Source organism: Candidatus Methylopumilus universalis (genome assembly GCF_006365315.1).
GTDB classification, from domain to species: Bacteria; Pseudomonadota; Gammaproteobacteria; order Burkholderiales; family Methylophilaceae; genus Methylopumilus; species Methylopumilus universalis.
Genome location: NZ_CP040968.1, coordinates 12,111 through 33,948, shown reverse-complemented (window position 1 = coordinate 33,948; position 21,838 = coordinate 12,111). Strand labels below are relative to the sequence as shown.

Below are 21,838 nucleotides of genomic sequence, written 5' to 3'. Positions count from 1 at the left end.
CTCTTAAATAGAAATAATTTAAATAACAACAACACCATCAGCTTCAATAAGTGCATTTCTAGGAAGCGATGCAACACCTACTGCAGCTCTTGCTGGGTAGGGTTTCGTAAAATATTCGCCCATGATGGTATTAACCAAAGCAAAATGCGACAAATCTGTTAAATATATATTTATTTTAACGATGTCACTTAATTGAGCGCCAGAAGCTTCAACGACTGATTTTAAATTCTTAAATACCTGATGAATTTGTGCCTCAATGCCCTCAACTAACTTCATAGATTCGGGATCGAGTGCAATTTGCCCTGACAAGTAGATAGTATTGCCAGTTTTGACAGCTTGAGAATATGTACCAATCGCCTCTGGGGCATTTGTAGTTTGAATAATTTCTTTTGTCATTTCTTAAGTCTTTCTTTTTTAATAAGTTGCTTAAAAGGTTTTCATCTTGACGCGGCTAATTCTAGAAATATCACTAATCTTTCTTAAGTTTCGCATGAGATCTGCCAAATGAATACGGTTATGAACCTGCACAATAAAGTTAACATTTACAAAGTGTCCACCATCGGATTCTTCAACATTCACATTATCGATATTTGAATCTGATTCTGCAATCACGGATGAAATTTTAGCGAGCATGCCGCGCTCATTTAATACCATAATTTGTAAATTGACTTTAAATAATCGATCTGGATTTGGATCCCATTCAACATCAAGCCATTTATCAGGATCAAGTTTGAATTTACGAATCGCTAAGCAATCATGCGTGTGAACAACAAGCCCTTTGTCTTTGTTAATAAATCCTAAAATAGGATCGCCTGGAATTGGATGACAACATATTGCCAATTGAATCGCCATACTCTCAGAACCTTTAATGGTGATGACATCCAATTGCTTATGTTTGCCTTTAACATGGCTCACCCCATCCATAAAACTAATCAATTGATGAGCCACCATCACGTTCATACGCTTTCCTAAACCAATTTCAGCCAAAATCTCTTCTTTGGTTTTAACGCCATAATCACTGATTAATTTTTTCCAATGAGATTCTTTGATCGATGACGGGCTGATATGAAGTGCTTTGAGTGCTTGATTAAGCATACCTTCGCCAAGTCTCGAAGACTCTTCTGATTCAATCGATTTTAAATATTGTCTAATGTGTGATCTTGCTTTTCCTGTAATCACAAAATTAAGCCATGCTGGATTGGGTTTAGCTAAAGGGGCGGTAATAATTTCTATGTGATCGCCGTTATGGACTTCAGCACGAAGAGGGACAAGTTCTTGATTGTATTTTGCAGCCACACAACAATTACCTACATCACTATGCACCGCATATGCAAAGTCAACTGCTGTTGAACCTTTTGGTAATGCCAGAATTTTTCCTTTGGGAGTGAATACATAAACTTCGTCAGGGAAAAGATCAACTTTTAAATGCTCTAAGAATTCGAGTGAATCAGCGCTATCTGATTGAATTTCTAAAAGACGTTTTAACCATTGATGCGTTTGTTGTTGAAGTTCAGTAAGGTGTGCGTCTTTCGTTTTATAAAGCCAATGCGCTGCGACGCCTGCTTCTGCAAGTTTGTGCATTTTTTCACTACGAATTTGCACTTCAATAGGGGTGCCGAAAGGTCCAAATAAACTTGTATGCAGAGATTGATAACCATTAGCTTTTGGAATGGCAATGTAATCTTTAAATTTCCCTGGAAGAGGTTTATATAAGCTATGTAATGCGCCTAATGCAGAATAAGCATCATTCGCTTCTTTCACAATAATCCTAAAGGCATAGATGTCGTTGATTTGTGCAAAAGACATGCTTTTTTCGCTCATCTTTTTATAAATACTATAAGTATTTTTTTCTCGCCCTGAGACTTCTGCATCCATTTTCATCTCAGTTAATTTTTGTTGAATAGCTGCCGTAATTTTCTTAACGACTTCGCGACGATTGCCTCGAGAAGCTTTCATAGCTTTTTGAATCGCACGATAGCGCATGGGGTAGAGGTGTTTAAAACTTAAATCTTCAAGCTCTTGATAAATGGCATTTAAACCTAATCGATTTGCAATAGGTGCATAAATATCGTGAGTTTCTTGCGCGATACGTTTTTGTTTTTCAGGTCTTAAAACATCTAACGTTTGCATATTATGAAGACGATCAGCTAACTTTACTAAAATAACACGAACGTCATTTGACATTGCCAGTAACATTTTTCTAAAATTTTCGGCTTGCGCTTCTGTCGCATCTTGAAATTCAATTTTGTCGAGCTTAGATAAACCGTCGACTAATACAGAGACTTGTTTGCCAAATTTTTTTTCAATTTCTTTATTGGTAATGGTTGTATCTTCAACAACATCATGAAGAAGGGCTGCAAGAATTGTAGGGGCATCAAGATGAAGCTTAGCTAAAGTACATGCTACAGCAACAGGGTGCACAATGTACGGCTCACCACTTCTTCTGGATTGGCCGTGATGTGCTTCTTCACTAAATCGATAGGCATCCCATATCTTCTGGATATCTTTCGTTTTTAAATAAGTCTTAAGGAGGATTGTGAGTTCCGACGCTTCGTTATCGACAGGCAGTAACGGAAGTGGCGGTGTTTTTTGAGCATCCGCTTTATTAAAATGAGCGGTACTAGCCATGGTCTTTTTCTCTTGAGGGGGCTTTAAGCCCTATTTAAGAAATTTAGTATGTTGTTTTTCTATTTAAGATATCAAGACCAACTTTACCTGCTGCGATTTCTCTTAATGCTAATACCGTAGGCTTGTCTCTTAAGCCATGCGTGCTTACTAAAGCTTCAGCACCATTAGCTAATTGTCTTGCGCGGTAAGCGGCAGCTAAAGTAAGTTTAAAGCGATTAGGAATCATCTCTAAACAATCATCTACTGTAATTCGTGCCATGTTATTTCTCCAAATTTCAAGTCAAGTTTTTAATTAAGTGGCTATGTCGTGTAAGCTGAATATGACACATTAATCGAGTGGATCGAATAATAGCCATAAGATCGTGGAGCGCTACTTCAAAGTCATCATTGATTGTAACATAATCGAACTCATCTACATGGCTCATCTCTTCTCGCGCAGCCGCAAGTCTCATTGCAATCGTTTCTTCACTATCATGTCCGCGGTTATTTAATCTTTCTGCAAGCGTTTCAACAGAAGGTGGCAATACAAAGATTGATACAGCCTCCTTAAATTGGGCTTTGAGAGCCTGGGCGCCTTGCCAATCGATTTCTAGAATCACATCTTTTTTTTGATCGAGAATGGACTGCACTGATTTTTTACTTGTGCCATACATACCACCATGGCATTCGGCAGATTCTAAAAATTCACCTTTCTTCTTCAAATCTATAAAGGTTGCTTCATCAACAAAATGATAATCCACACCATCTACTTCACCTGGCCGAGGTTTGCGAGTTGTGTGAGACACAGAAGCTTGAAGATCTCTGTCTTTATTTAATAGGGCTTTTACAAGTGTCGTCTTACCGGCACCGGAAGCTGCTGCAATAATAAATAAATGGGCTTGGCTCATAGATATTCTTTAGTCGTTATTATTCAATATTTTGAATTTGTTCGCGCATTTGCTCAATCAAAACTTTTAAATCCACTGATATTTGTGACGTTTTAGGTGAAATGGATTTCGAACCTAAAGTATTGGCCTCACGATTTAGTTCTTGCATCATAAAGTCTAGTTTTTTACCAATGGCCCCATCAGCTTTAAGTAAACGTCTAACTTCATCAATATGGGATGTAATTCTATTAAGCTCTTCATCAATATCCATCTTTTGAATAAAGATAAGAAACTCTTGCTTCAATCGATCATCATCGATCGCGATCAAAGCTTGCTTAAATTTATCTTCAATCTTAGTTTGATAATCTTTGATTAAAATGGGTAGAATTTTTTTAGCTTCGCCTACGAGTACCTCAATATCTTTCAATTTATCCAATAAAATCTTTTGTAATTTTTCACCTTCACGCGCTTTAGATAATTGAATTTCTAATAAGGCTTCTTTGAGATTTTTTTTAAGATCTTGTTCGAGCATATTCATGTCCACGGATTGGTCATGCATGATTTCACTCGTTTTTAAGATGTCGAGGGCATTAATCGGTTGTACATGGGAGAAATGTTTTGCAATTTCATCGACTGAGCTAGCGAGTTGTTTTAACTTCGCTGGATCTACATTTTTAACATCAAGTGCATGTGTTTTAGATTTGAAATAGATTCTGCAATCTACTTTGCCTCTTTTAATTTCGGCTGATATCAGATCTCGAATCATAGGCTCGAAAGATCTTAAAGATTCATCCAATTTAACCTGAAGTTCTAGATATCGATTATTTAAAGACCGAAATTCAAGGAGCAAGATACCTTGCTCAGTATCTGCTTCTTTAAAGGAAAAACCGGTCATACTTAAAGCCATAGGGTATCCAATTCGATGTTTAAATGTCATTTTATCAATCTATAGTTGCATTTGCGACTAAAACCTTTAAATGACAAGATATCAATCAATTAAAGCTAGCTTATAATGACGACTTCTATCGAGGAAGAAGACTATGAGATTAAATCAACGCGCTCACAACCAATTAAGACCGGTTGAAATTATTAGGCATTACACAAAACATGCAGAAGGCTCCGTCTTGATTAAATTCGGTGACACACATGTACTTTGCACTGCAAGTATTGATGAAAAAGTACCTTCTTTTTTAAAGGGTCAAAGTCAAGGTTGGATTACGGCTGAATATGGCATGCTCCCAAGATCGACAGGATCGAGAATGGATAGAGAGGCGGCGCGCGGAAAACAATCTGGTCGGACGCAAGAAATACAACGTCTTATTGGGCGTAGCTTGCGCGCGATTATTGATTTAAAAAAACTAGGCGAACGCACCATTCAAATTGATTGCGACGTCATTCAAGCCGATGGTGGCACACGCACAGCTAGCATTACAGGTGCTTATGTCGCGGTGCATGATGCTATTAAACATCTGATGGATAAAAAACTCATTTCAGAATCGCCGCTCATTGATTCTGTGGCAGCTATCTCTGTAGGGCTCCACGAAGGAAACCCACTATTAGATTTGGATTACAGTGAAGATTCAAGTTGTGACACAGACATGAATATTGTCATGACGGGCTCAGGGGGTTTTGTGGAAATTCAAGGTACCGCAGAAGGAACGCCTTTTTCACGTGAAATGATGGACCAGATGTCTGACCTTGCAGCACAAGGCATTAAAGAACTCATTCAATTACAAAAAAATGTTTTAAAGTAATTTCATGAAGAATCAAATCGTCATTGCAACAAGCAATGCCAAAAAACTCATCGAAATTCAATCGATCTTAGAAGATATGAACGTTGAGATACTTCCTCAATCGCATTTTAAAATTGATGCCGCTGAAGAGCCTTTTTATACATTCCTTGAGAACGCACTTATTAAAGCAAGACATGCAAGTCGCTTGTCTAAATTACCTGCCATTGCAGATGATTCAGGTATTTGCGTGGATGTCTTGGACGGCAAACCTGGTGTCTTATCGGCCCGATTCGCAGGTGAGCCTTCATCAGATCAAAAAAATAATGAAAAACTTTTAAAAAGTTTAGAAAACGAGTCGAATCGAAAAGCACATTACACTTGTGTCATTGTATTTGTAAAACATGAATTTGATCCTGAACCTATTGTTGTTGAAGGAACATGGCATGGGGAGATTTTAAAATCCCCCAGAGGCTCCGGTGGGTTTGGTTATGACCCGTTATTTTTAGATCATATGACTGAAAAAGCTGTGGCAGAATTACCGTCAGACGTCAAAAATCGAATTAGTCATCGCGGACAAGCGTTACATAAACTTAAATTAAAACTGAATCAGATTTATGGATAAATTAAAAAATAAATGGCCTACTTGGATTCGTGACGATAAATCCGTCGTGTCATGTACAGAAAAAATTAAAGTCATGAAAGAAAACTTTGATGAATTAAAGCAGCTTTCTCAAGACGCTATTGAAGATGGTCTTTTAATGGAAGTCTCTGAAAAGCAAATGAAAGAAGCACTTCATCAAATGGTTGATGATCTTATTAATCCATACTTAAAAAATAAATAAGTCTTCTATGAGTCAAACATCAAGACTCGCCATGCCACCCCCACTCTCCCTTTACATTCACATTCCTTGGTGTGTCAAAAAGTGTCCCTATTGTGATTTTAATTCGCACGAACATAAAGAAGCTCAAAATTTTACTGATTTAGAATCCATGTATGTGGATGCACTTATTAAGGATCTTGAGATTTCATTACCTAAGATTTGGGGAAGAAAAATTCACTCCATTTTTTTTGGAGGTGGCACCCCAAGTTTGTTTAGTGGGAAAGCTATTCAGAAAATTTTAAGTCAGGTTCGTGCGCTGACGCCTATTTTGTATGATGCCGAAATTACACTTGAAGCCAATCCAGGAACTATAGATACCAATCATTTTGAAGGATATAAAGATGCTGGCGTCACAAGAGTATCTTTAGGCATTCAATCATTTAATAATACCCATCTCAAAGCATTAGGTCGTATCCACGATAGCAGTGAAGCCAAAAAAGGTATTGAAATTGCAATGCGTCATTTTGATGAAGTGAATTTAGATTTAATGTATGCATTACCTCAGCAAACATTAGATGAAGCGATAGACGATGCCAAAACTGCAACTTCTTTTAATACACAGCACTTATCTTTTTATCATTTAACAATTGAGCCTAATACATTCTTTTTTAAACATCCCCCCAAATTACCACTCGATGATGAGAGTGCAATAATGCAGGAAACTATTGAAGATATTTTAAGCCAGCATAGTTATGAGCATTATGAAACATCTGCTTTTGCAAAACCTAAATCACAATGCCAACATAATCTTAATTATTGGCAGTTTGGTGATTATCTAGGTATAGGAGCGGGTGCTCATAGCAAGCTAACTTTTCATGACAATATGATTCGCGAGAGTCGATATAAAAATCCGAAACAATATATGGAGCATATAAAAACGCAGAATATGATTGAATCAGAAACAATTATTCATGAAAATGATTTAGCTTTTGAATTTATGATGAATCATTTACGTCTTATTGATGGATTTAGCATTCAAAGTTTCGAAGAAAAAACAGGTTTAAATATTTTATCTATTAATAAAGAACTCAAAACTGCGATAGATAAAAAACTGATTACCAAGGATCATGAAATGATTAAGCCAACACTTCTAGGTCAGCGATTCTTAAATGACCTATTGAGTATTTTTTTAAAGTAGAATGAAATTATGAAATTTGCAAAAATAAATAACGAACTTACCGTCTCTGATCAAATCACGATTGAAGACTTAAAAGAAATTCAAGCACAAGGCTACAAAACTATTTTTTGTAATCGTCCTGATCAAGAATCCGAAGGACAACTAGCTTTTTCAACTATTGAAAAAGAGGCTCAAAATTTAGGCATCAAAGCCATCCATCAGCCTGTAATTGGCGGGCAAATTTCCGATGGCGATATTGCGCAATTTAGTTGCAACTTTGAAGTAGCTCAAAAACCTGTCTTTGCTTATTGCCGAACAGGTACTCGGTGCTCAACGCTTTGGGCTTTGTCACATGCAAAAATATTACCTATTGATGAAATTTTAAGCAAAGCTCAGATTGCTGGCTATGACTTGTCTCCGTTAATAGACCGCCTCAACTCCCTTAAATAGTTATGAGCGTATCTAAACAGTATCTTAGTATTCATGATCACAGCCGGGAATTAAGTGGTCTTAAATATATTTATTCTGTTATTTCAAGACGTGCCGGCGGCTTATCAATTGGTGTCAACTTAAATGTAAATAATGCTTGTAATTGGCAATGCATTTATTGTGAAATTCCAAATCTTACCCGTGGCTCACCTCCCCCCATTGAGCTCGATGTGCTTGAAGATGAACTACGTTTTTTTCTCCATGAAATCATTCATGGCGATTATATGGAAAAAAATGTAGCCATTGAAGATCGTCATCTAAAAGACATTGCTTTTTCAGGTAATGGAGAACCTACAAGTGCCGAAGAATTTCCACAAATTATTTTAATTGTTAAAAAGGTACTCGAAGAATTTAACTTACTCCATAAAATTAAATTACGTCTTATAACTAACGGAAGTTTAATGCATCAATCTCCTGTGATTAAAAGCGTGGAGATGTTAAAAGAAATAAATGGTGAAGTTTGGTTTAAAGTTGATGCTGTCACAGAAGAAAGTATTCAAATAATTAATCAAGTCAATCTAAAGCGCCATCAAATCTTGGAACGACTTAAAAACTGTGCAACTGCCTGTCCAACTTTTGTTCAAACCTGTATTTTCAGCATTGATGGAAAGAATCCAAGCGAAAAAGATATTGATGCTTATGTGCAATTAATGAGCGAAATCAAAAGTGATATCCAAGGTGTACATATTTATGGGCTTGCTAGACCTTCGTTGCAACCTCAAGCAAAGCGCTTGGGACGCATCAGCAAAGAAGTTCTTGAAGGTATTGCAAAAAAATTACGTTATTTACAGATTGAAACCACGGTTAGCTTTTAACAGTTATTTGCGTGCTTATTGCTGCAACCATACTTAGACGTTATGACATTTTTAAATAAGGAATAAATCATGATTGAATGGACCTTTATTATAAAAACAACGATTGCACTTATCGCGATTGTAGATCCTATAGGTTGCTTGCCACTTTTTTTAAGCCTCACGGGTCAGCATAAAAAAATTAATAAAAAAAATGTTGTCAAAATGACAGCCATTACTGTTTTTATTATTCTTGTTACCTCACTTTTCCTAGGCGATAAGATTTTAAATATGTTTGGTATCAGCATGCCAAGCTTTCAAATTTGTGGTGGCATTCTTTTATTAATTATGGCGATCTCTATGATGTTAGGTAAACATCAAGTTATTGAGTCGGGTCAAAATGGAAAATCAGACAAGGATCTGATTGCTTTTGTACCGTTAAGCATTCCCCTTCTTGCGGGTCCTGGCGCTATGAGTAATATGATTATTGCGGCACATCAGGCACCAAATTTGATTAATCAGAGTTTTCTTATCTTGCCTTGTTTAGCTGTATCTCTTTTAATCTGGCTCACATTAAGTTTTGCAGAAAATATTTCTAGGGTAATTGGTGCGATTGGTACAAAAATTATTACGCGCGTCATGGGATTGCTTTTAGGCTCTATGGCGATTGAATTTATTACTCGGGGTATATTAGATATCATTGCGTGACGTTATATGAAACAAATTCGTAAACTTAAACTACGCTCTCAGACTCATTACGCTCTTTTTCGAGCTGATTTGCCTTTTAAACCTAAAATTGAAAAAGATAAAACAAAGTTTAAAAGGCAATCTAAACACAAAGCTAAGCTTGATTAACTATTTTTTCTTTTTCTTATTTTTTTGGCTACATGACATCCAGCAGACCATTTTGCCATCGCGAAAACTGTAACGGCCAATGATGAATAAGATAACTGCTAAAAAAACCTGTTGAAATATAAAGATGGGCACATTAAAAGTTGTCACGCCGTCATAGACGCAATGATATTGAAACGCGGCTGTAGGGACGTAAGAAAAAGACAAAGCAAACACTAATAAAGCTAATATATTGTAGGTACATTGTTTCATTTTTGAGTCCTTAAATATTTAAAAATGTTTTAATTACAAAATCTAATATATAGTATTTTTAACTTAAATTAATATAAAAATTTCAAGAGATCTTTATGTCAAACGACCATCATTCGCATCATTCTGAAACACACTTTACCTCAACTGCAGTGGTTCGCGATATTGTGATTGGCATGGCGGACGGGCTCACAGTGCCATTTGCACTAGCTGCTGGCTTATCTGCAGCTGTTGATTCTTCAGCAATTATTGTCACAGCAGGATTAGCTGAAGTTGCGGCGGGCTCTATTGCGATGGGCTTGGGTGGCTATCTTGCTGGAAAAACAGATATTGAACATTATGATTCTGAATTAAAACGTGAAGCCTATGAAATTAAACATTTACGTGAGCGTGAGATTTTAGAAGTTAAAGAAATACTTTCAGAATATGGACTTAAAGGGAGTGCGCTTAAAACAGTCGTTACGTCCATCACTTCTAATCGTGAACGCTGGCTAAAATTCATGATGAAATTTGAATTAAATTTAGAAAAGCCTGACCCAAAAAGAGCCATGATCAGTGCCTCCACTATTGCAACCTCTTATATTGTAGGTGGGCTCATTCCCTTGATGCCTTATTTCTTTATATCTGACATCATGTCTGCACTAAAAATGTCGGTGATCGCAACAAGTATTGCACTCGTACTTTTTGGTTGGATTAAAGGTCGGTTTACAGGGGTGAATCAAGGGCGCTCAGCGATGCAAACCCTTTTGATTGGTGGCATTGCTTCTTCGGCGGCTTTTGGCTTAGCTCATCTATTATCATAAAAGTTTCATATATTTAAATCCTTCTTATTCATTGATTTAATTGTAAAATAGGGCCTTACAAGAAACGTTCGTTTCCATGTCTTATTTTTAGAATAGGGGCTTTAGTTGCAACAGCATTTTTTGTCATCTAGATTTATTTTATTCCTCGGCTTTTTATTGTTTTCTTTAACTGGCTGTCAAAAACCTCCTGAGCAAAGTGGCATGCCGCCTAATTTTGTATTGCCAGTAACCATGGTTGAAGCAACACCTTCGAGTGTTCCTATTACAGCTGAAGCAGTAGGCCAAACCGAAGGTGCAAAAGAGGTGGAAATTAGGCCTCGTGTTGGCGGTATTTTATTAAAACGAAAATACAATGAAGGCTCAGCAGTTAAAGCGGGTCAAACCTTATTCGTCGTTGATCCCGAGCCATACAAAATAGCCTTAAATCAAGCGCGTGCTCAATACAATCAAAGCCTTGCGCGAGCTGAGCAAGCAAAGCGTGAAAAAAAACGTTTAGAAAGTTTGATTGAATCTCAGTCGATTAGTCAGCGTGAATTTGATAATGCAACTTCAGATGAGTCGATTACTGTCGCGGCACTAAGTCAAAGTCAAGCCAATTTAAGACAGGCGGAACTTAATCTTTCTTATACCAATGTCACCGCACCTGTCGATGGTATTTCCGGTCGTTTTCAATTTTCTGAAGGCGCACTTATTTCTGCGAATACAAGCCTGCTTACGACATTAGCTCAAGTCAATCCAATTTGGGTGCGTTTTAGTTTTTCGGATAATGAACTTAAGCAATTGGGTGGGGCATTAAATGAAAAAAATGTTCAAGAAGTTTCAATCACTCTTTCCGATGGTAGTGAATACCCAAAAAAGGGCAAAATAAATTTTGCCGCAAGCGAGATTAATCCATCACTTGGCACTCAAGAGCTCCGGGCAACATTTGAAAATAATGAGCGCCAAATTTTACCTGGCCAGTTTGTTCGTGTGCGCGTAACTACAGGTAAAAAAGATGGTGTATTTTTATTGCCACAATTAGCAGTGCTTAATTCAGATCAAGGTAAATTTGTATTTGTCGTCAATGAAAAAAATCAAGCCACACCTCGCCCTGTTGTCACAGGTGAATGGAAAGGTAAGGATTGGGTTATTCTAAGCGGACTGCAAGCAGGCGATAAGGTCATTATCGACAATCTGATTAAAGTACGTCCTGGCATGCCTGTCACTAACATGCCTAGCTTCAAAAAATAATGAGTAAATTTTTTATCACGCGGCCAATTTTTGCTGCGGTAATCTCAATCATTATCGTTCTCGCTGGTATTGCGGCTGCCTTTAAATTATCAATTGCACAATATCCACAAATTGCGCCTCCTACAGTCGTTATTACAGCAAGCTATCCTGGTGCAAGCGCAGAAACACTTTCTAAGACGGTAGCGGGGCCTATTGAAGAACAATTAAGTGGCGTTGAAGGTCTTCTTTATTTTAATTCGAGCACAGATTCCAGCGGCACCCTTAATATAACTGCGACTTTTGAAATTGGTACCAATATTGATCAAGCTACTTTCAATGTAAGTAATCGTGTCAACATTGCCTCACCTCGCTTACCAGAAATGGTAAGACGCACAGGTGTTATTGTGCAAAAAAAATCAAATGACATTCTTTTAGTGGTCATGCTCACGTCAAAAGATAAACAATTTGATCCGCTTTATTTAAGTAACTATGCAACGCTAAATGTATTAGATGAAATCAAACGCGTTAAAGGTGTAGGTGACGCTAATATATTTGGTGCACGCGATTACTCTATGCGAATTTGGCTAAAACCAGATCGCATGGCACAACTTGGTATTACAACGAGTGATATCGCAGCTGCCATTCAAAGCCAAAATGCGCAATATGCGGCAGGTAAAATTGGTCAAGAACCCTCGGTCACTGATCAACAGCTTATATATACAGTGAATGCAAAAGGTCGGTTGTTAGATCCCAATCAATTTGGAAATATTATCGTAAGAGCTGGCGGGCCTAATGGCATTCTTTATCTCAAGGACATTGCACGTATTGAACTGGGTGCGCAAACCTATGACATTAATACAACATTGAATGGCAAACCCGGCGTAGGTATTCCTATTTTCCTTCAAACAGGTGCTAATGCGCTTGATACAGCCAAGGGTATAAAGGAAAAAATGGCGGAACTCAAAGAGCGCTTTCCTAAGGGTATGGATTTTGAAATTCCTTACGACACAAGTAACTTTGTAAAAGCATCTATGAAAGAAGTATTCAAAACGTTGGGTGAGGCAATGCTTCTTGTAGTGCTTGTCGTATTTTTATTCTTACAAAATTGGCGTGCCACTTTAATTCCTATTATTGCGGTACCAATATCTCTCATAGGTACATTTGCAGGTTTATATCTTTTTGGTTTTTCAATCAACACACTGACACTTTTTGCTATGGTCTTATCTATTGGTATCGTAGTTGATGATGCCATTGTCGTTTTAGAAAATATTGAGCGCCTGATGTCGGAAGAAAAACTTTCTCCAATTAAAGCTGCTATTAAATCAATGGAACAAGTCGCTGCTGCAGTCGTTGCAATTGTATTAGTCTTATGTGCTGTATTTGTGCCAGTTGCATTTATGGGTGGTATCGCAGGAGAGCTTTATCGTCAATTTGCAGTGACGGTAGCAATTGCTGTAGTGATATCCGGCATTGTGGCACTTACACTCACGCCAGCATTATGTGCCATTATTTTAAATCCAAACAATATTCATTCTAAATTTTTTGATCGTTTTAACAACGGCTTTAATCGCTTAACTCATTTTTATATTAAGGTCGTTAATAGCACCCTGCGTCACCGTCTTATTGGCGCTATTGTTTTTATTGGTATCGTGATTAGTTCTGTTTCTCTTTTTAAATTTACACCCACAAGCTTTATACCTTCCGAAGATCAAGGGTATGTCATTACAGCAGTAATGTTGCCAGATGGCGCTACAATTAGTCGTACTTCCAAAACAACGGAAGCAGTTCGTTCCGCAATTGCTTCTGACCCTGCAAGCACTTTCCAATTTGCAGTCAATGGTTATGACCTCATTGGCGGAGGGAATAAATCAAACTCAGCTACGATGTTTGTTAGATTAAAAGATTGGGGAGAACGAAACAGCTCTGCGAGTGATATCGTCAAAAAACTTTTCGGCATTGGTATGATGCAACCCGATGGTCTTGCCATTGCGTTTAACCCTCCGTCCATTCGTGGATTAGGTAATTCTGGCAGCATGGAAATCTATATTCAAAGTCGCAGCGATACAAATCCATTACGTTTATTTGCAGCTGTTAATTTATTTATTGAAGCACTTAATAAAGAACCTCGCCTTACAGGAATAAATACTTTTTTTAGGCCTACCGTACCTCAACTTTTTGTTGAAGTTGATGAAGCTAAAGCCATGAGCTTAGGCATTCCTATTTCAAGCATTTATGAAACCCTACAAAGCACTATGGGATCACTTTATGTCAATGACTTTAATAAGTCGGGTAGAACTTATCGTGTGCAACTTCAAGCAGAAGCCCCTTATCGAATGAAGCCTGACGATCTAGGTAAAGTTTATGTGCGATCAAATACAGGAGCTATGGTTCCACTTTCGGCGGTAAGTTCGGTTAATAGTATTTTAGGTGCTGAACAACTAGAACGTTTTAACGGGCTTCTTTCTGCAAAAGTGTTAGCAGGGGGAGCTCCTGGAGTTAGTTCGGGCGACACCATTAAGCTTGTTGAAAAAATTGCAAAAGAAAGTTTACCTGAAGGGTATCAAATGGCTTGGACAGGACAAGCCTATCAAGAAAAGCGCACAGGTTCTGCGGCGCTCTTTGCATTTGGTTTTGCCATAATTATGGTATTCCTAATTTTAGCGGCACAGTTTGAAACATGGGCATTGCCCCTTGCAGTAATTATGGCTGTGCCATTTGCCCTTACTGGCGCGCTCATTGCCATCATGATTCGCGGCATGCCAAATGATATTTATTTTCAGATTGGTCTAATCACCTTAATTGGCCTTGCAGCTAAAAATGCAATTTTAATTGTGGAATTTGCAAGTCAAAAAATGGAAGAGGGTATGCCCATTATGGAAGCTGCAGTTGAAGCTGCACGTCTCCGATTTAGGCCTATTGTAATGACATCGATGGCATTCGTTTTTGGTATTGTCCCTCTTGTTGTCGCAACAGGAGCAGGTGCAGCGGCTCGTCAATCGATGGGAACCGGAGTCTTTGGCGGTATGATTTTAGCAACATTTGTTGCAACGATTTTTATTCCACTGTTTTTTGTCTGGTTAACTGGAAATCATATTCGTCATCACGGTCATATAGATGAGGATAAAAAATAAAATGAAAATGCGATTTATTTTCCTTTGTTTATCTTTTAGTCTGATGAGCTGTACTTTAGTCGGCCCGGATTACAAGCGCCCAGAAATTAATTTGCCCAACACTTATCACCAAGAAATAAATAAAGACAATGAAGTGACAGATTTAAGTATGTGGTGGAAATTTTATCAAGACCCAGCGCTTGATGAGTTGATGGACAAAGCATTAAAGAAAAATGTTGATATTAATGCTGCGATTGCGCGATTGGAAGAAGCTGATGCATACCTACAACAAATAGGTGCAGCTTTAATACCATCGATAGATTTAACGTCGCAGGGCAATCGGACTAAAGCCACTGAAAATGGTATTGTGCCCTCAAATTTTGTAAAACCTTTTCGTAAAAATTTCAATATTCAACTTGGCACATCATTTGAGCTAGATTTTTGGGGAAGATTACGTCGAGCAAAAGAATCGGCTCGGGCAGAATATATTGCATCTCAATATTCAAAAGACACTGTTGTATTAAGCTTACAAAGCACGCTTGCAAGTAATTATTTATTATTAAGGAGTATTGATTCACAAATATTGGCTCTAAAAGATAACGTTGGATACCGTAAGGAAAATTTAGAGCTCACTAAAAAGCGCTTAGAGAGCGGACTTATATCTGCGCTCGATCTTCATCAAGCTGAGGCGGCTTTTAATAATTTATCTGCTCAACTGAGCGATCTTATTCGTCAACGTGAAGTCGTTTCTAATCAGCTTATTCTTTTATCAGGCGATATGAATTTAAATATTCCTGAAAATAGAATAGATGCTTTGGTCACGCCTCCAATACCGCCAGCTAATATGCCCTCATCGCTATTGGAATCAAGGCCAGATATAAAAGAAGCTGAACAAATAATGATTGCAGCTAATGCAAATATTGGTGTGGCTAAAGCAGCACTTTTTCCAAATATTATCCTTACGGCAAATTTTGGAAGAGAGAGTGCTGAATTAAAAAATATTAATAAAACTGGTTCAGATATATGGGGAATAGGCTTAGGCTTAACACTTCCGATTTTTGACTCAGGAAGAGCTCAAGCAAGAGTCAGTCAAGCAACAGCCAAACAAAAACAAGCGCTTAGCTATTATGAATCTTCTATACAAAATGCTTTTAAAGAAGTAAATAATGCACTTGTATCTTTAAAAGAATATACCGAACAAGAAAATGATTTAAAACTCACACAAGATGCGGCGAAGAAAGCTATGGATATTGCTTCGAATCGTTACAAAGCTGGCTATTCAAGTTACTTAGAATACTTAGATGCACAGCGTGTTTACAATGATGCGTCGATTTCATACATTCAAAAAAGACAATTAAGATTAATTGCGAGCGTTGAATTATTTAAATCTTTAGGTGGGGGCTGGCCTATAAAGTTAGAAAATAATTAAAACAATTATTGTTTTAATCTTTTTTTAGCTTTTTCAATCGATTTTTTGACTTGCTCAAAAGATGTGCCACCAATATGATTTCTGGATTTAATTGAACCTTCAAGCGTTAGATGGCCATATACGTCGCTTGAAATCATTTTACTAAATTTTTTCAATTCATCTATCTTAAGTTCGGATAAATCACATTTCTTTTTAATAGCTGCGTTTACGGCTTTTGCAACAATCTCGTGCGCGTCTCTAAATGCCATACCTTTAATCACAAGGTAGTCTGCTAAGTCTGTTGCAGTCGCGTAACCTTTTAAAGCAGCTTCCTTCATATTTTTTTCATTGACTGAAATACTTTTCAACATGTCTGCATAGATAGTCAGCACATCTAAAATAGTATTTGCAGTATCAAAAAGAGGCTCTTTGTCTTCTTGATTGTCTTTATTGTAAGCAAGTGGTTGCCCTTTCATCAGCATGAGAAGGCTCATTAAATGGCCGGTGACTCTGCCTGTTTTTCCTCTCACCAATTCAGGTACATCTGGATTTTTTTTCTGCGGCATGATGGATGATCCGGTACAAAATCCATCAGCGATTTCAACAAATCCAAACATGGGGCTCGACCACATGATGAGCTCTTCTGAAAATCTTGATAAATGGGTCATAAGTAAAGATGCTGCAAAAGTAAATTCAATTGCAAAATCTCTATCTGAAACTGCATCTAGTGAATTCTCACAGACGCCGTCAAATTTCAGTTTTTTAGCAACCCTATTTCTATCGATGGGATAACTTGTCCCGGCAAGTGCTGCTGCACCCAAAGGTAATTGATTCATTCTTTTTCTAGCGTCTTCAAATCTTGTCAGATCTCTTTGCAGCATCTCATAATAAGCCATTAAGTGATGACCAAAAGTCACAGGCTGTGCGACTTGCAGATGAGTAAATCCGGGCATAATTGTTTTTTGGTGCTTATCTGCTAGCTGAACGATGGATAACTGAAGTGTTTTAATTTTTTGAATCGTTTGATCTATAGTTGCTCTTAACCATAATCTCAAATCAGTTGCGACCTGGTCATTTCTCGATCTGCCTGTATGTAATTTCTTACCTGCTTCGCCAATTTTATCAGTCAACCTTTTCTCAATATTCAAATGTACGTCTTCTAAATCTAAAGACCATTTAAAGGTACCAGCTAAAATTTCTTTTTGAATACTTTGTAATCCGCTTTGAATCGCTTTTAAATCTTTTTGTGTGATGATTTTCTGTGCAGCTAACATTTCAGCATGTGCCACTGAACCTTCAATATCATAAAGACCTAGTTTTTGATCAAAGCCTATAGAAGCCGTAAATCTTTTGACGAGTTCAGTCACAGGCTCATTAAATCTGCCTGACCAATTCGCTTTTTTTATATCTTTTTTAGCCATAGTTGAAAGTATATGCTAAAGCTTATGATTTTCTAAATTTTCAATGGCCTAGCTTATGATAAAATAGCACATTCGTTTTAAATTCAACTATGACCCAGCCTACACAAATAACCATCGCGACACGCGAAAGTGAGCTTGCAATGTGGCAAGCCGAATATATCAAATCGGAACTTGTATCTTTATATCCAAGATTAGAAGTCACTATTCTTGGCATGACAACTCAAGGCGATAAAACACTTAATAAATCTCTCTCCAAAATTGGTGGCAAGGGCCTCTTTATTAAAGAATTAGAAGTGGCTCTTCAAAATAAAGAAGCTGATATTGCAGTGCATTCACTTAAAGACTTGCCTATGCATTTAAGTGATGAATTTATGATTGCGGCTATTGGTAAAAGAGAAGATGCAAGAGATGCATTTATTTCTAATGATTTTGGTGCGCTCGAAATGTTGCCGCCGGGAAGTATTGTGGGCACGTCAAGTCTTCGCCGACAAAGTCAATTACAACGTCGATTCCCTGAGCTTGTGATTGAGCCATTAAGAGGCAATCTCCAAACACGTTTAAAAAAGCTCGATAAAAAACAATATCAAGGCATTATATTGGCAGCAGCAGGGCTTATTCGTCTGAAATTAAAAAACCGTATTCGGCAGTATATGTCTCCTGAAAATTCAATTCCTGCTGTTGGGCAAGGCGCACTTGCTATTGAAATATTAAAAGTGCGTTCCGACCTTATTGAGCTATTAAAACCACTTCATCATCAAGAGTCGGCTTATTGCGTTTTAGCCGAAAGGGCTATGAGCAGAACTTTGGGTGGCAGTTGCAATGTGCCTCTAGGTGCACATGCAATTATTGAAAATAAAATTCTTAAGCTTCAAGGTTTTGTAGCTTCTATAGATGGGAAAGAAATGATTAAAGATAAAATTGAAGGCTCTATTGCAGATGCTGAAAAGCTTGGTGAAAAACTTGCTAAGCAACTGCTTGATCAAGGCGCAGATAAAATCTTAGCGAATCTTGTTATATGAGTAAAAAAGAACTCCATCAAACTGGTATTGTGATTACACGGCCTTCTCATCAAACAGGTGAGATCAAAGCCTTAGTGAATGAACATCAAGGACATCCTATCGAGTTTCCTTTGCTTGAAATCAAATCAAAAAGTCAAAACGAAAATTTTCAAAATATCGTTTTAAAATTAAATCATTATGATTGGGCTATTTTTATTAGCTCTAACGCAGTGCAATTTGGAATGCCAGCTGTCAAACATGCCTTTCATGCGTTACCCGAATCAACAAAGTTTGCAGCAATTGGTCCTTCCACTCAAAAAGCACTGAAATTATTTGATGTAAATCATGTTCTTATACCAGATGAGAACTTCGATAGCGAAGGTTTGCTTGCCACCAAAGAAATGAATGATATTAAGAATAAAAAAATTGTAATCTTTAGGGGTGAAGGCGGCCGCGAAACTTTAGCTGAAATATTAAGAGCGCGAGGTGCTGAAGTTACATACGCAGAATGTTATACCCGCACGTTTCCGCAAACCAATTTAGATTTACTTAAAGCTTTCTCTGAAAAAATTCATATTTCAGCAATTCTTATTACAAGCTCTGAGGCATGTAAAGAGTTTGTTCGTTTAAATCGTTTAAAAGATATGAGTTTTTTAAAGGACGTACTTTTTATCGTAAATCATCCGAGAATGGTGAATGTTCTTGAGAGAGAATCTTTTATGACTTTTTCGTCGGATGAGCCTTCTGATCAGTCTATGATGAAAAAGCTTTTAGAGACAATCGATCACTAGTTTCAAATCCTCCGATTACATCTGCGCATTATGGATTGTGCGAGATAACTTAGATGTTAAATTGGCAAGTCTTTAATTCAATATGCCTCATATGAAACTTATTGGAAAGCTTGGATGGCTGGTAAGTATCATTTTGTCCTTTGCAATGGGCTTAAGTGACCTTAATTACACTTGGCTTTTACCAATCACTACATTTCAAATTTTAAGTTATTACCTTTTTCATTTTAAAAATTTTAAATTTAAGAAAATAGGTAAAAGAAATAATCCTTTCATTAAAGAATTACCCCGTCATTTAATAATCCAATCTTTTATTACTTTAATTTTTTTTGGAATTGGATTTTTCGTAAACTCTTACTTTGATCATGAAGTTTATGCTTCGCTTTTAGGACACCTTGCACAATTTTTTGATACTATTAATTTAGCTAGGGAGTCTGTGAAGCAATCTATGATTGAGTTTTATAATGCTGTTTTGAAAAGTCGTTTTAATTAAACAGTGCTTTATTCGCAAGCTCTTTAGGCTTCAAGGAACTTTTCCCGAAAAATTAAGTCCTTATCATTCAGTCGTTTTTTTGTAGATAAAAATTATGGCTCATGTATAATTCGCGCAAATCGTGATTTATACACGGTTGATGTGTATCACTATTGTTACAGTTTGATACATATTTTATTTTATTTTATTTTATATTTAAGGAAATTACATGTCTAAGTTATTCGCTTCATTAGTTGCAGGTTTATTCGCACTTTCATTAAACGCATTTGCTAACGACGCTGCTAAACCAGCTGCTGATGCTAAAGCTGCTCCAGCTGCTAAAGCTGCTCCAGCTGCTAAACCAGCTGCTGATGCTAAAGCTGCTCCAGCTGCTAAACCAGCTGCTGATGCTAAAGCTGCTAAGTAATTTGCTTTTCTGTATCAATAAAAAAGGCGCTTTTAGCGCCTTTTTTTATACCTGTTTATTTTTTTACGGGTGCTGCAAACGTAAACGCGTCTGAATAAAACTCATGCTCCGGCAGCCCTGCTTTAATAAATGCCTTATGTGCTACTTCTACCATCTGCGGAGCACCACAGCAGTACAATTGATAGTCATTTAAATTTACAAAATCTTTTAATACAGCTTCATGCACTAATCCATTTCGCCCATGCCAGGCATCTTCCTGAAGAGGCTCGGAAAGCACAGGGATATATTCAATATGCGAAAATTCGTTTGCCCACTTTTTGCATAACGTATCCATATATAAATCTTCCAATGCTCTCGCACCACGATAAAGCTTGATGGGCCGCTTCATACCTTTTTGAATGGACTCTTCGATCATGCCCTTAATCGGTGCAAAGCCCGTTCCACCAGCTACAAAAATAATAGTTTTCATAGAGTCTTCACGCAAGAAAAAATTACCGAAGGGTCCTTCCACGCGCAAAATAGATTTTTCTTTCATTTCTTGAAATACATATTCTGTAAACTCTCCCCCTGGGATGAGTCTGAGATGTATCTCAAGCAGGGAAGACTCGTGAGAAGGGCTGGCAATTGAAAATGCTCTCCTCTTTCCATCTTTAAGTAAAAACTCTAGATATTGTCCTGCTACAAATTGCAGTTTGTCTGTACTTGGAAGCTTTAGTTTCATTAGCATTACGTCATGCGTCAGCTTTTCTAAAGCTTCAACACGTACTGGAAAGATTTTAGGTCTTATATTATTAACAATGGCCAGCTCTTTAATTTCAATGGTTAAATCTTCTATGGCCACAGCCCTGCAAAACAATGTCATACCATTTTTAATTTCTTCTTCTGAAATCACGGATGACTGATAATCTTCTAAATGTACCTTTCCTTCAACTATTTTACCTTTGCATGCGCCACAAGCGCCATTACGACAACCATAAGGTAGATGAACACCTGCATCTATAGCAGCCTCTACGATGGTTTGACTTCCTTTAGCCTGAAAAACGTGGCCACTTGGTAAGAGCTTGATGGAGTAACTCATTATTTTAAAAGCTCATCATCACGACGATACTCACCTTCGATCACATCATCTTCTGATGGATGAACATTTTGAGAAGAGTTATTTTTAATAGGAATAAGCAACAATATGACTGCTAAGGAATCTGTAATTACGCCAGGGATAATAAATAAGATGCCTGCAAATAAATTACGTGCACTACAAATCATGGCTTTAATTGGATTACCACCTTGAGTCATAGCGCCCATTAGCTTTGCAAAAACTAACTGTTTTTCCTCTTTGATTAACCGCCAACCAAGATAAGTAACTAAAATCATATAAAGAAAAAACCACCACCCATAAAGAGCGCTTAGTTTAAAAATGCCCCATATCTCAATGACTGGGAAGGATAATAAAAGAATAGTAAAAAGTAATCGCATTAGGTTATTCTATTAATTTAGTTAGAATTATATGTAATAAATGATCGTTGTGCTTAAGAGCTTGATTGAATCATACTTAAGGAACGATTTTGTGATGATTTAACTCCAACCTAATAACTTCTT

The 21,838-nt window shown here is 37.3% G+C and carries 23 protein-coding genes; 15 read left to right on the top strand and 8 right to left on the bottom strand.

All coding sequences use genetic code 11. The features are described from left to right. Positions 1-18: 18 nt before the first annotated feature. Genes FIT79_RS00170 through FIT79_RS00150 form a run of 5 tightly spaced genes read right to left on the bottom strand, consistent with a single transcriptional unit; the run spans position 19 to position 4,401 of the window. Positions 19-396 (bottom strand): RidA family protein, encoded by a 378-nt coding sequence (locus FIT79_RS00170; protein ID WP_139875272.1) that lies wholly within the window; start codon positions 394-396, stop codon positions 19-21. A 30-nt stretch (positions 397-426) separates the two neighbouring features. Beyond that, a complete protein-coding gene (locus FIT79_RS00165) occupies positions 427-2,628 on the bottom strand; it encodes a RelA/SpoT family protein (RefSeq protein ID WP_139875271.1) in 2,202 nt (733 codons plus the stop codon). Between the two features lie 43 nt (positions 2,629-2,671). Beyond that, entirely contained in the window at positions 2,672-2,887 is a 216-nt protein-coding gene (gene rpoZ, locus FIT79_RS00160) for a DNA-directed RNA polymerase subunit omega (protein ID WP_046486627.1), read from the bottom strand. A gap of 16 nt (positions 2,888-2,903) precedes the next feature. After that, a complete protein-coding gene (gene gmk, locus FIT79_RS00155; RefSeq protein ID WP_139875270.1) occupies positions 2,904-3,515 on the bottom strand; it encodes a guanylate kinase in 612 nt (203 codons plus the stop codon). A gap of 19 nt (positions 3,516-3,534) precedes the next feature. Then, positions 3,535-4,401, bottom strand: a complete 867-nt coding sequence (locus FIT79_RS00150) for a YicC/YloC family endoribonuclease (protein WP_223260788.1) — start codon at positions 4,399-4,401, stop codon at positions 3,535-3,537. Between the two features lie 133 nt (positions 4,402-4,534). Between FIT79_RS00150 and rph the strand changes: the two genes are divergently transcribed. The 11 genes from rph (at position 4,535) to FIT79_RS00095 (ending at position 16,157) form a co-directional block, all read left to right on the top strand. Next, positions 4,535-5,248, top strand: a complete 714-nt coding sequence (gene rph / locus FIT79_RS00145; protein WP_139869894.1) for a ribonuclease PH — start codon at positions 4,535-4,537, stop codon at positions 5,246-5,248. A gap of 4 nt (positions 5,249-5,252) precedes the next feature. Further along, on the top strand, positions 5,253-5,849 hold the full coding sequence (gene rdgB / locus FIT79_RS00140) for an RdgB/HAM1 family non-canonical purine NTP pyrophosphatase (protein WP_139875268.1): 597 nt from the start codon (positions 5,253-5,255) through the stop codon (positions 5,847-5,849). Further along, the gene (locus FIT79_RS00135) at positions 5,842-6,069 is read left to right on the top strand and encodes a hypothetical protein (RefSeq protein WP_139866589.1); all 228 of its coding nucleotides are present in this window, start codon (positions 5,842-5,844) and stop codon (positions 6,067-6,069) included. The genes rdgB and FIT79_RS00135 overlap by 8 nt, the downstream gene beginning before the upstream one ends. Positions 6,070-6,076: 7 nt before the next feature. Continuing rightward, entirely contained in the window at positions 6,077-7,246 is a 1,170-nt protein-coding gene (hemW, locus tag FIT79_RS00130; RefSeq protein WP_139875267.1) for a radical SAM family heme chaperone HemW, read from the top strand. Between the two features lie 9 nt (positions 7,247-7,255). After that, entirely contained in the window at positions 7,256-7,675 is a 420-nt protein-coding gene (locus tag FIT79_RS00125; RefSeq protein WP_139874104.1) for a protein tyrosine phosphatase family protein, read from the top strand. Between the two features lie 2 nt (positions 7,676-7,677). Next, positions 7,678-8,529 (top strand): radical SAM protein, encoded by an 852-nt coding sequence (locus FIT79_RS00120; protein WP_139874103.1) that lies wholly within the window; start codon positions 7,678-7,680, stop codon positions 8,527-8,529. Between the two features lie 69 nt (positions 8,530-8,598). Then, entirely contained in the window at positions 8,599-9,213 is a 615-nt protein-coding gene (locus FIT79_RS00115) for a MarC family protein (RefSeq protein ID WP_139875266.1), read from the top strand. Positions 9,214-9,704: 491 nt separating this feature from the next. Further along, complete coding sequence (locus FIT79_RS00110; RefSeq protein WP_139875265.1) at positions 9,705-10,409, top strand: VIT1/CCC1 transporter family protein; 705 nt, start codon at positions 9,705-9,707, stop codon at positions 10,407-10,409. 105 nt (positions 10,410-10,514) lie between these two features. Further along, the gene (locus tag FIT79_RS00105; protein WP_223259637.1) at positions 10,515-11,639 is read left to right on the top strand and encodes an efflux RND transporter periplasmic adaptor subunit; all 1,125 of its coding nucleotides are present in this window, start codon (positions 10,515-10,517) and stop codon (positions 11,637-11,639) included. Beyond that, entirely contained in the window at positions 11,639-14,749 is a 3,111-nt protein-coding gene (locus tag FIT79_RS00100; protein WP_139875264.1) for an efflux RND transporter permease subunit, read from the top strand. The genes FIT79_RS00105 and FIT79_RS00100 overlap by 1 nt, the downstream gene beginning before the upstream one ends. Before the next feature lie 43 nt (positions 14,750-14,792). Further along, complete coding sequence (locus tag FIT79_RS00095; RefSeq protein ID WP_262982043.1) at positions 14,793-16,157, top strand: efflux transporter outer membrane subunit; 1,365 nt, start codon at positions 14,793-14,795, stop codon at positions 16,155-16,157. A 5-nt stretch (positions 16,158-16,162) separates the two neighbouring features. Here FIT79_RS00095 and argH read toward each other — a convergent pair whose 3' ends face one another. After that, positions 16,163-17,557, bottom strand: a complete 1,395-nt coding sequence (gene argH / locus FIT79_RS00090; RefSeq protein WP_139875263.1) for an argininosuccinate lyase — start codon at positions 17,555-17,557, stop codon at positions 16,163-16,165. Between the two features lie 89 nt (positions 17,558-17,646). Here argH and hemC point away from each other — a divergent pair, with 89 nt between their 5' ends. The 4 genes from hemC (at position 17,647) to FIT79_RS00070 (ending at position 20,242) form a co-directional block, all read left to right on the top strand. After that, positions 17,647-18,576: a hydroxymethylbilane synthase gene (gene hemC, locus FIT79_RS00085; RefSeq protein ID WP_139875262.1), complete on the top strand. Its 930-nt coding sequence runs from the start codon at positions 17,647-17,649 to the stop codon at positions 18,574-18,576. Continuing rightward, positions 18,573-19,346, top strand: coding sequence for a uroporphyrinogen-III synthase (locus FIT79_RS00080; protein WP_139875261.1), 774 nt, complete (start codon positions 18,573-18,575; stop codon positions 19,344-19,346). The genes hemC and FIT79_RS00080 overlap by 4 nt, the downstream gene beginning before the upstream one ends. Before the next feature lie 91 nt (positions 19,347-19,437). Continuing rightward, positions 19,438-19,836: a hypothetical protein gene (locus FIT79_RS00075; protein WP_139866569.1), complete on the top strand. Its 399-nt coding sequence runs from the start codon at positions 19,438-19,440 to the stop codon at positions 19,834-19,836. A 208-nt stretch (positions 19,837-20,044) separates the two neighbouring features. Then, positions 20,045-20,242 (top strand): hypothetical protein, encoded by a 198-nt coding sequence (locus tag FIT79_RS00070; RefSeq protein WP_139866567.1) that lies wholly within the window; start codon positions 20,045-20,047, stop codon positions 20,240-20,242. A gap of 55 nt (positions 20,243-20,297) precedes the next feature. On the opposite strand, the gene FIT79_RS00065 is transcribed toward FIT79_RS00070, so the two are convergent. Both FIT79_RS00065 and FIT79_RS00060 read right to left on the bottom strand, forming a co-directional pair. Then, positions 20,298-21,320 (bottom strand): CDP-6-deoxy-delta-3,4-glucoseen reductase, encoded by a 1,023-nt coding sequence (locus FIT79_RS00065; RefSeq protein WP_139875260.1) that lies wholly within the window; start codon positions 21,318-21,320, stop codon positions 20,298-20,300. Continuing rightward, on the bottom strand, positions 21,320-21,715 hold the full coding sequence (locus FIT79_RS00060; protein WP_139875259.1) for an FxsA family protein: 396 nt from the start codon (positions 21,713-21,715) through the stop codon (positions 21,320-21,322). The genes FIT79_RS00065 and FIT79_RS00060 overlap by 1 nt, the downstream gene beginning before the upstream one ends. Positions 21,716-21,838 lie beyond the last annotated feature (123 nt).

What these genes read in the sequence shown, in the direction of transcription:
- FIT79_RS00110 (WP_139875265.1), top strand. Translation starts at nt 9,705, where the DNA reads ATGTCAAACGACCATCATTCGCATCATTCTGAAACACACTTTACCTCA.
- FIT79_RS00095 (WP_262982043.1), top strand. Translation starts at nt 14,793, where the DNA reads ATGAGCTGTACTTTAGTCGGCCCGGATTACAAGCGCCCAGAAATTAAT.
- FIT79_RS00170 (WP_139875272.1), bottom strand. Translation starts at nt 396, where the DNA reads ATGACAAAAGAAATTATTCAAACTACAAATGCCCCAGAGGCGATTGGT.
- hemW (WP_139875267.1), top strand. Translation starts at nt 6,077, where the DNA reads ATGAGTCAAACATCAAGACTCGCCATGCCACCCCCACTCTCCCTTTAC.
- rdgB (WP_139875268.1), top strand. Translation starts at nt 5,253, where the DNA reads ATGAAGAATCAAATCGTCATTGCAACAAGCAATGCCAAAAAACTCATC.
- FIT79_RS00165 (WP_139875271.1), bottom strand. Translation starts at nt 2,628, where the DNA reads ATGGCTAGTACCGCTCATTTTAATAAAGCGGATGCTCAAAAAACACCG.
- FIT79_RS00125 (WP_139874104.1), top strand. Translation starts at nt 7,256, where the DNA reads ATGAAATTTGCAAAAATAAATAACGAACTTACCGTCTCTGATCAAATC.
- gmk (WP_139875270.1), bottom strand. Translation starts at nt 3,515, where the DNA reads ATGAGCCAAGCCCATTTATTTATTATTGCAGCAGCTTCCGGTGCCGGT.
- rpoZ (WP_046486627.1), bottom strand. Translation starts at nt 2,887, where the DNA reads ATGGCACGAATTACAGTAGATGATTGTTTAGAGATGATTCCTAATCGC.
- FIT79_RS00075 (WP_139866569.1), top strand. Translation starts at nt 19,438, where the DNA reads ATGAAACTTATTGGAAAGCTTGGATGGCTGGTAAGTATCATTTTGTCC.
- FIT79_RS00080 (WP_139875261.1), top strand. Translation starts at nt 18,573, where the DNA reads ATGAGTAAAAAAGAACTCCATCAAACTGGTATTGTGATTACACGGCCT.
- hemC (WP_139875262.1), top strand. Translation starts at nt 17,647, where the DNA reads ATGACCCAGCCTACACAAATAACCATCGCGACACGCGAAAGTGAGCTT.
- FIT79_RS00065 (WP_139875260.1), bottom strand. Translation starts at nt 21,320, where the DNA reads ATGAGTTACTCCATCAAGCTCTTACCAAGTGGCCACGTTTTTCAGGCT.
- FIT79_RS00115 (WP_139875266.1), top strand. Translation starts at nt 8,599, where the DNA reads ATGATTGAATGGACCTTTATTATAAAAACAACGATTGCACTTATCGCG.
- FIT79_RS00060 (WP_139875259.1), bottom strand. Translation starts at nt 21,715, where the DNA reads ATGCGATTACTTTTTACTATTCTTTTATTATCCTTCCCAGTCATTGAG.
- FIT79_RS00070 (WP_139866567.1), top strand. Translation starts at nt 20,045, where the DNA reads ATGTCTAAGTTATTCGCTTCATTAGTTGCAGGTTTATTCGCACTTTCA.
- argH (WP_139875263.1), bottom strand. Translation starts at nt 17,557, where the DNA reads ATGGCTAAAAAAGATATAAAAAAAGCGAATTGGTCAGGCAGATTTAAT.
- FIT79_RS00135 (WP_139866589.1), top strand. Translation starts at nt 5,842, where the DNA reads ATGGATAAATTAAAAAATAAATGGCCTACTTGGATTCGTGACGATAAA.
- FIT79_RS00100 (WP_139875264.1), top strand. Translation starts at nt 11,639, where the DNA reads ATGAGTAAATTTTTTATCACGCGGCCAATTTTTGCTGCGGTAATCTCA.
- FIT79_RS00150 (WP_223260788.1), bottom strand. Translation starts at nt 4,401, where the DNA reads ATGGCTTTAAGTATGACCGGTTTTTCCTTTAAAGAAGCAGATACTGAG.
- FIT79_RS00120 (WP_139874103.1), top strand. Translation starts at nt 7,678, where the DNA reads ATGAGCGTATCTAAACAGTATCTTAGTATTCATGATCACAGCCGGGAA.
- rph (WP_139869894.1), top strand. Translation starts at nt 4,535, where the DNA reads ATGAGATTAAATCAACGCGCTCACAACCAATTAAGACCGGTTGAAATT.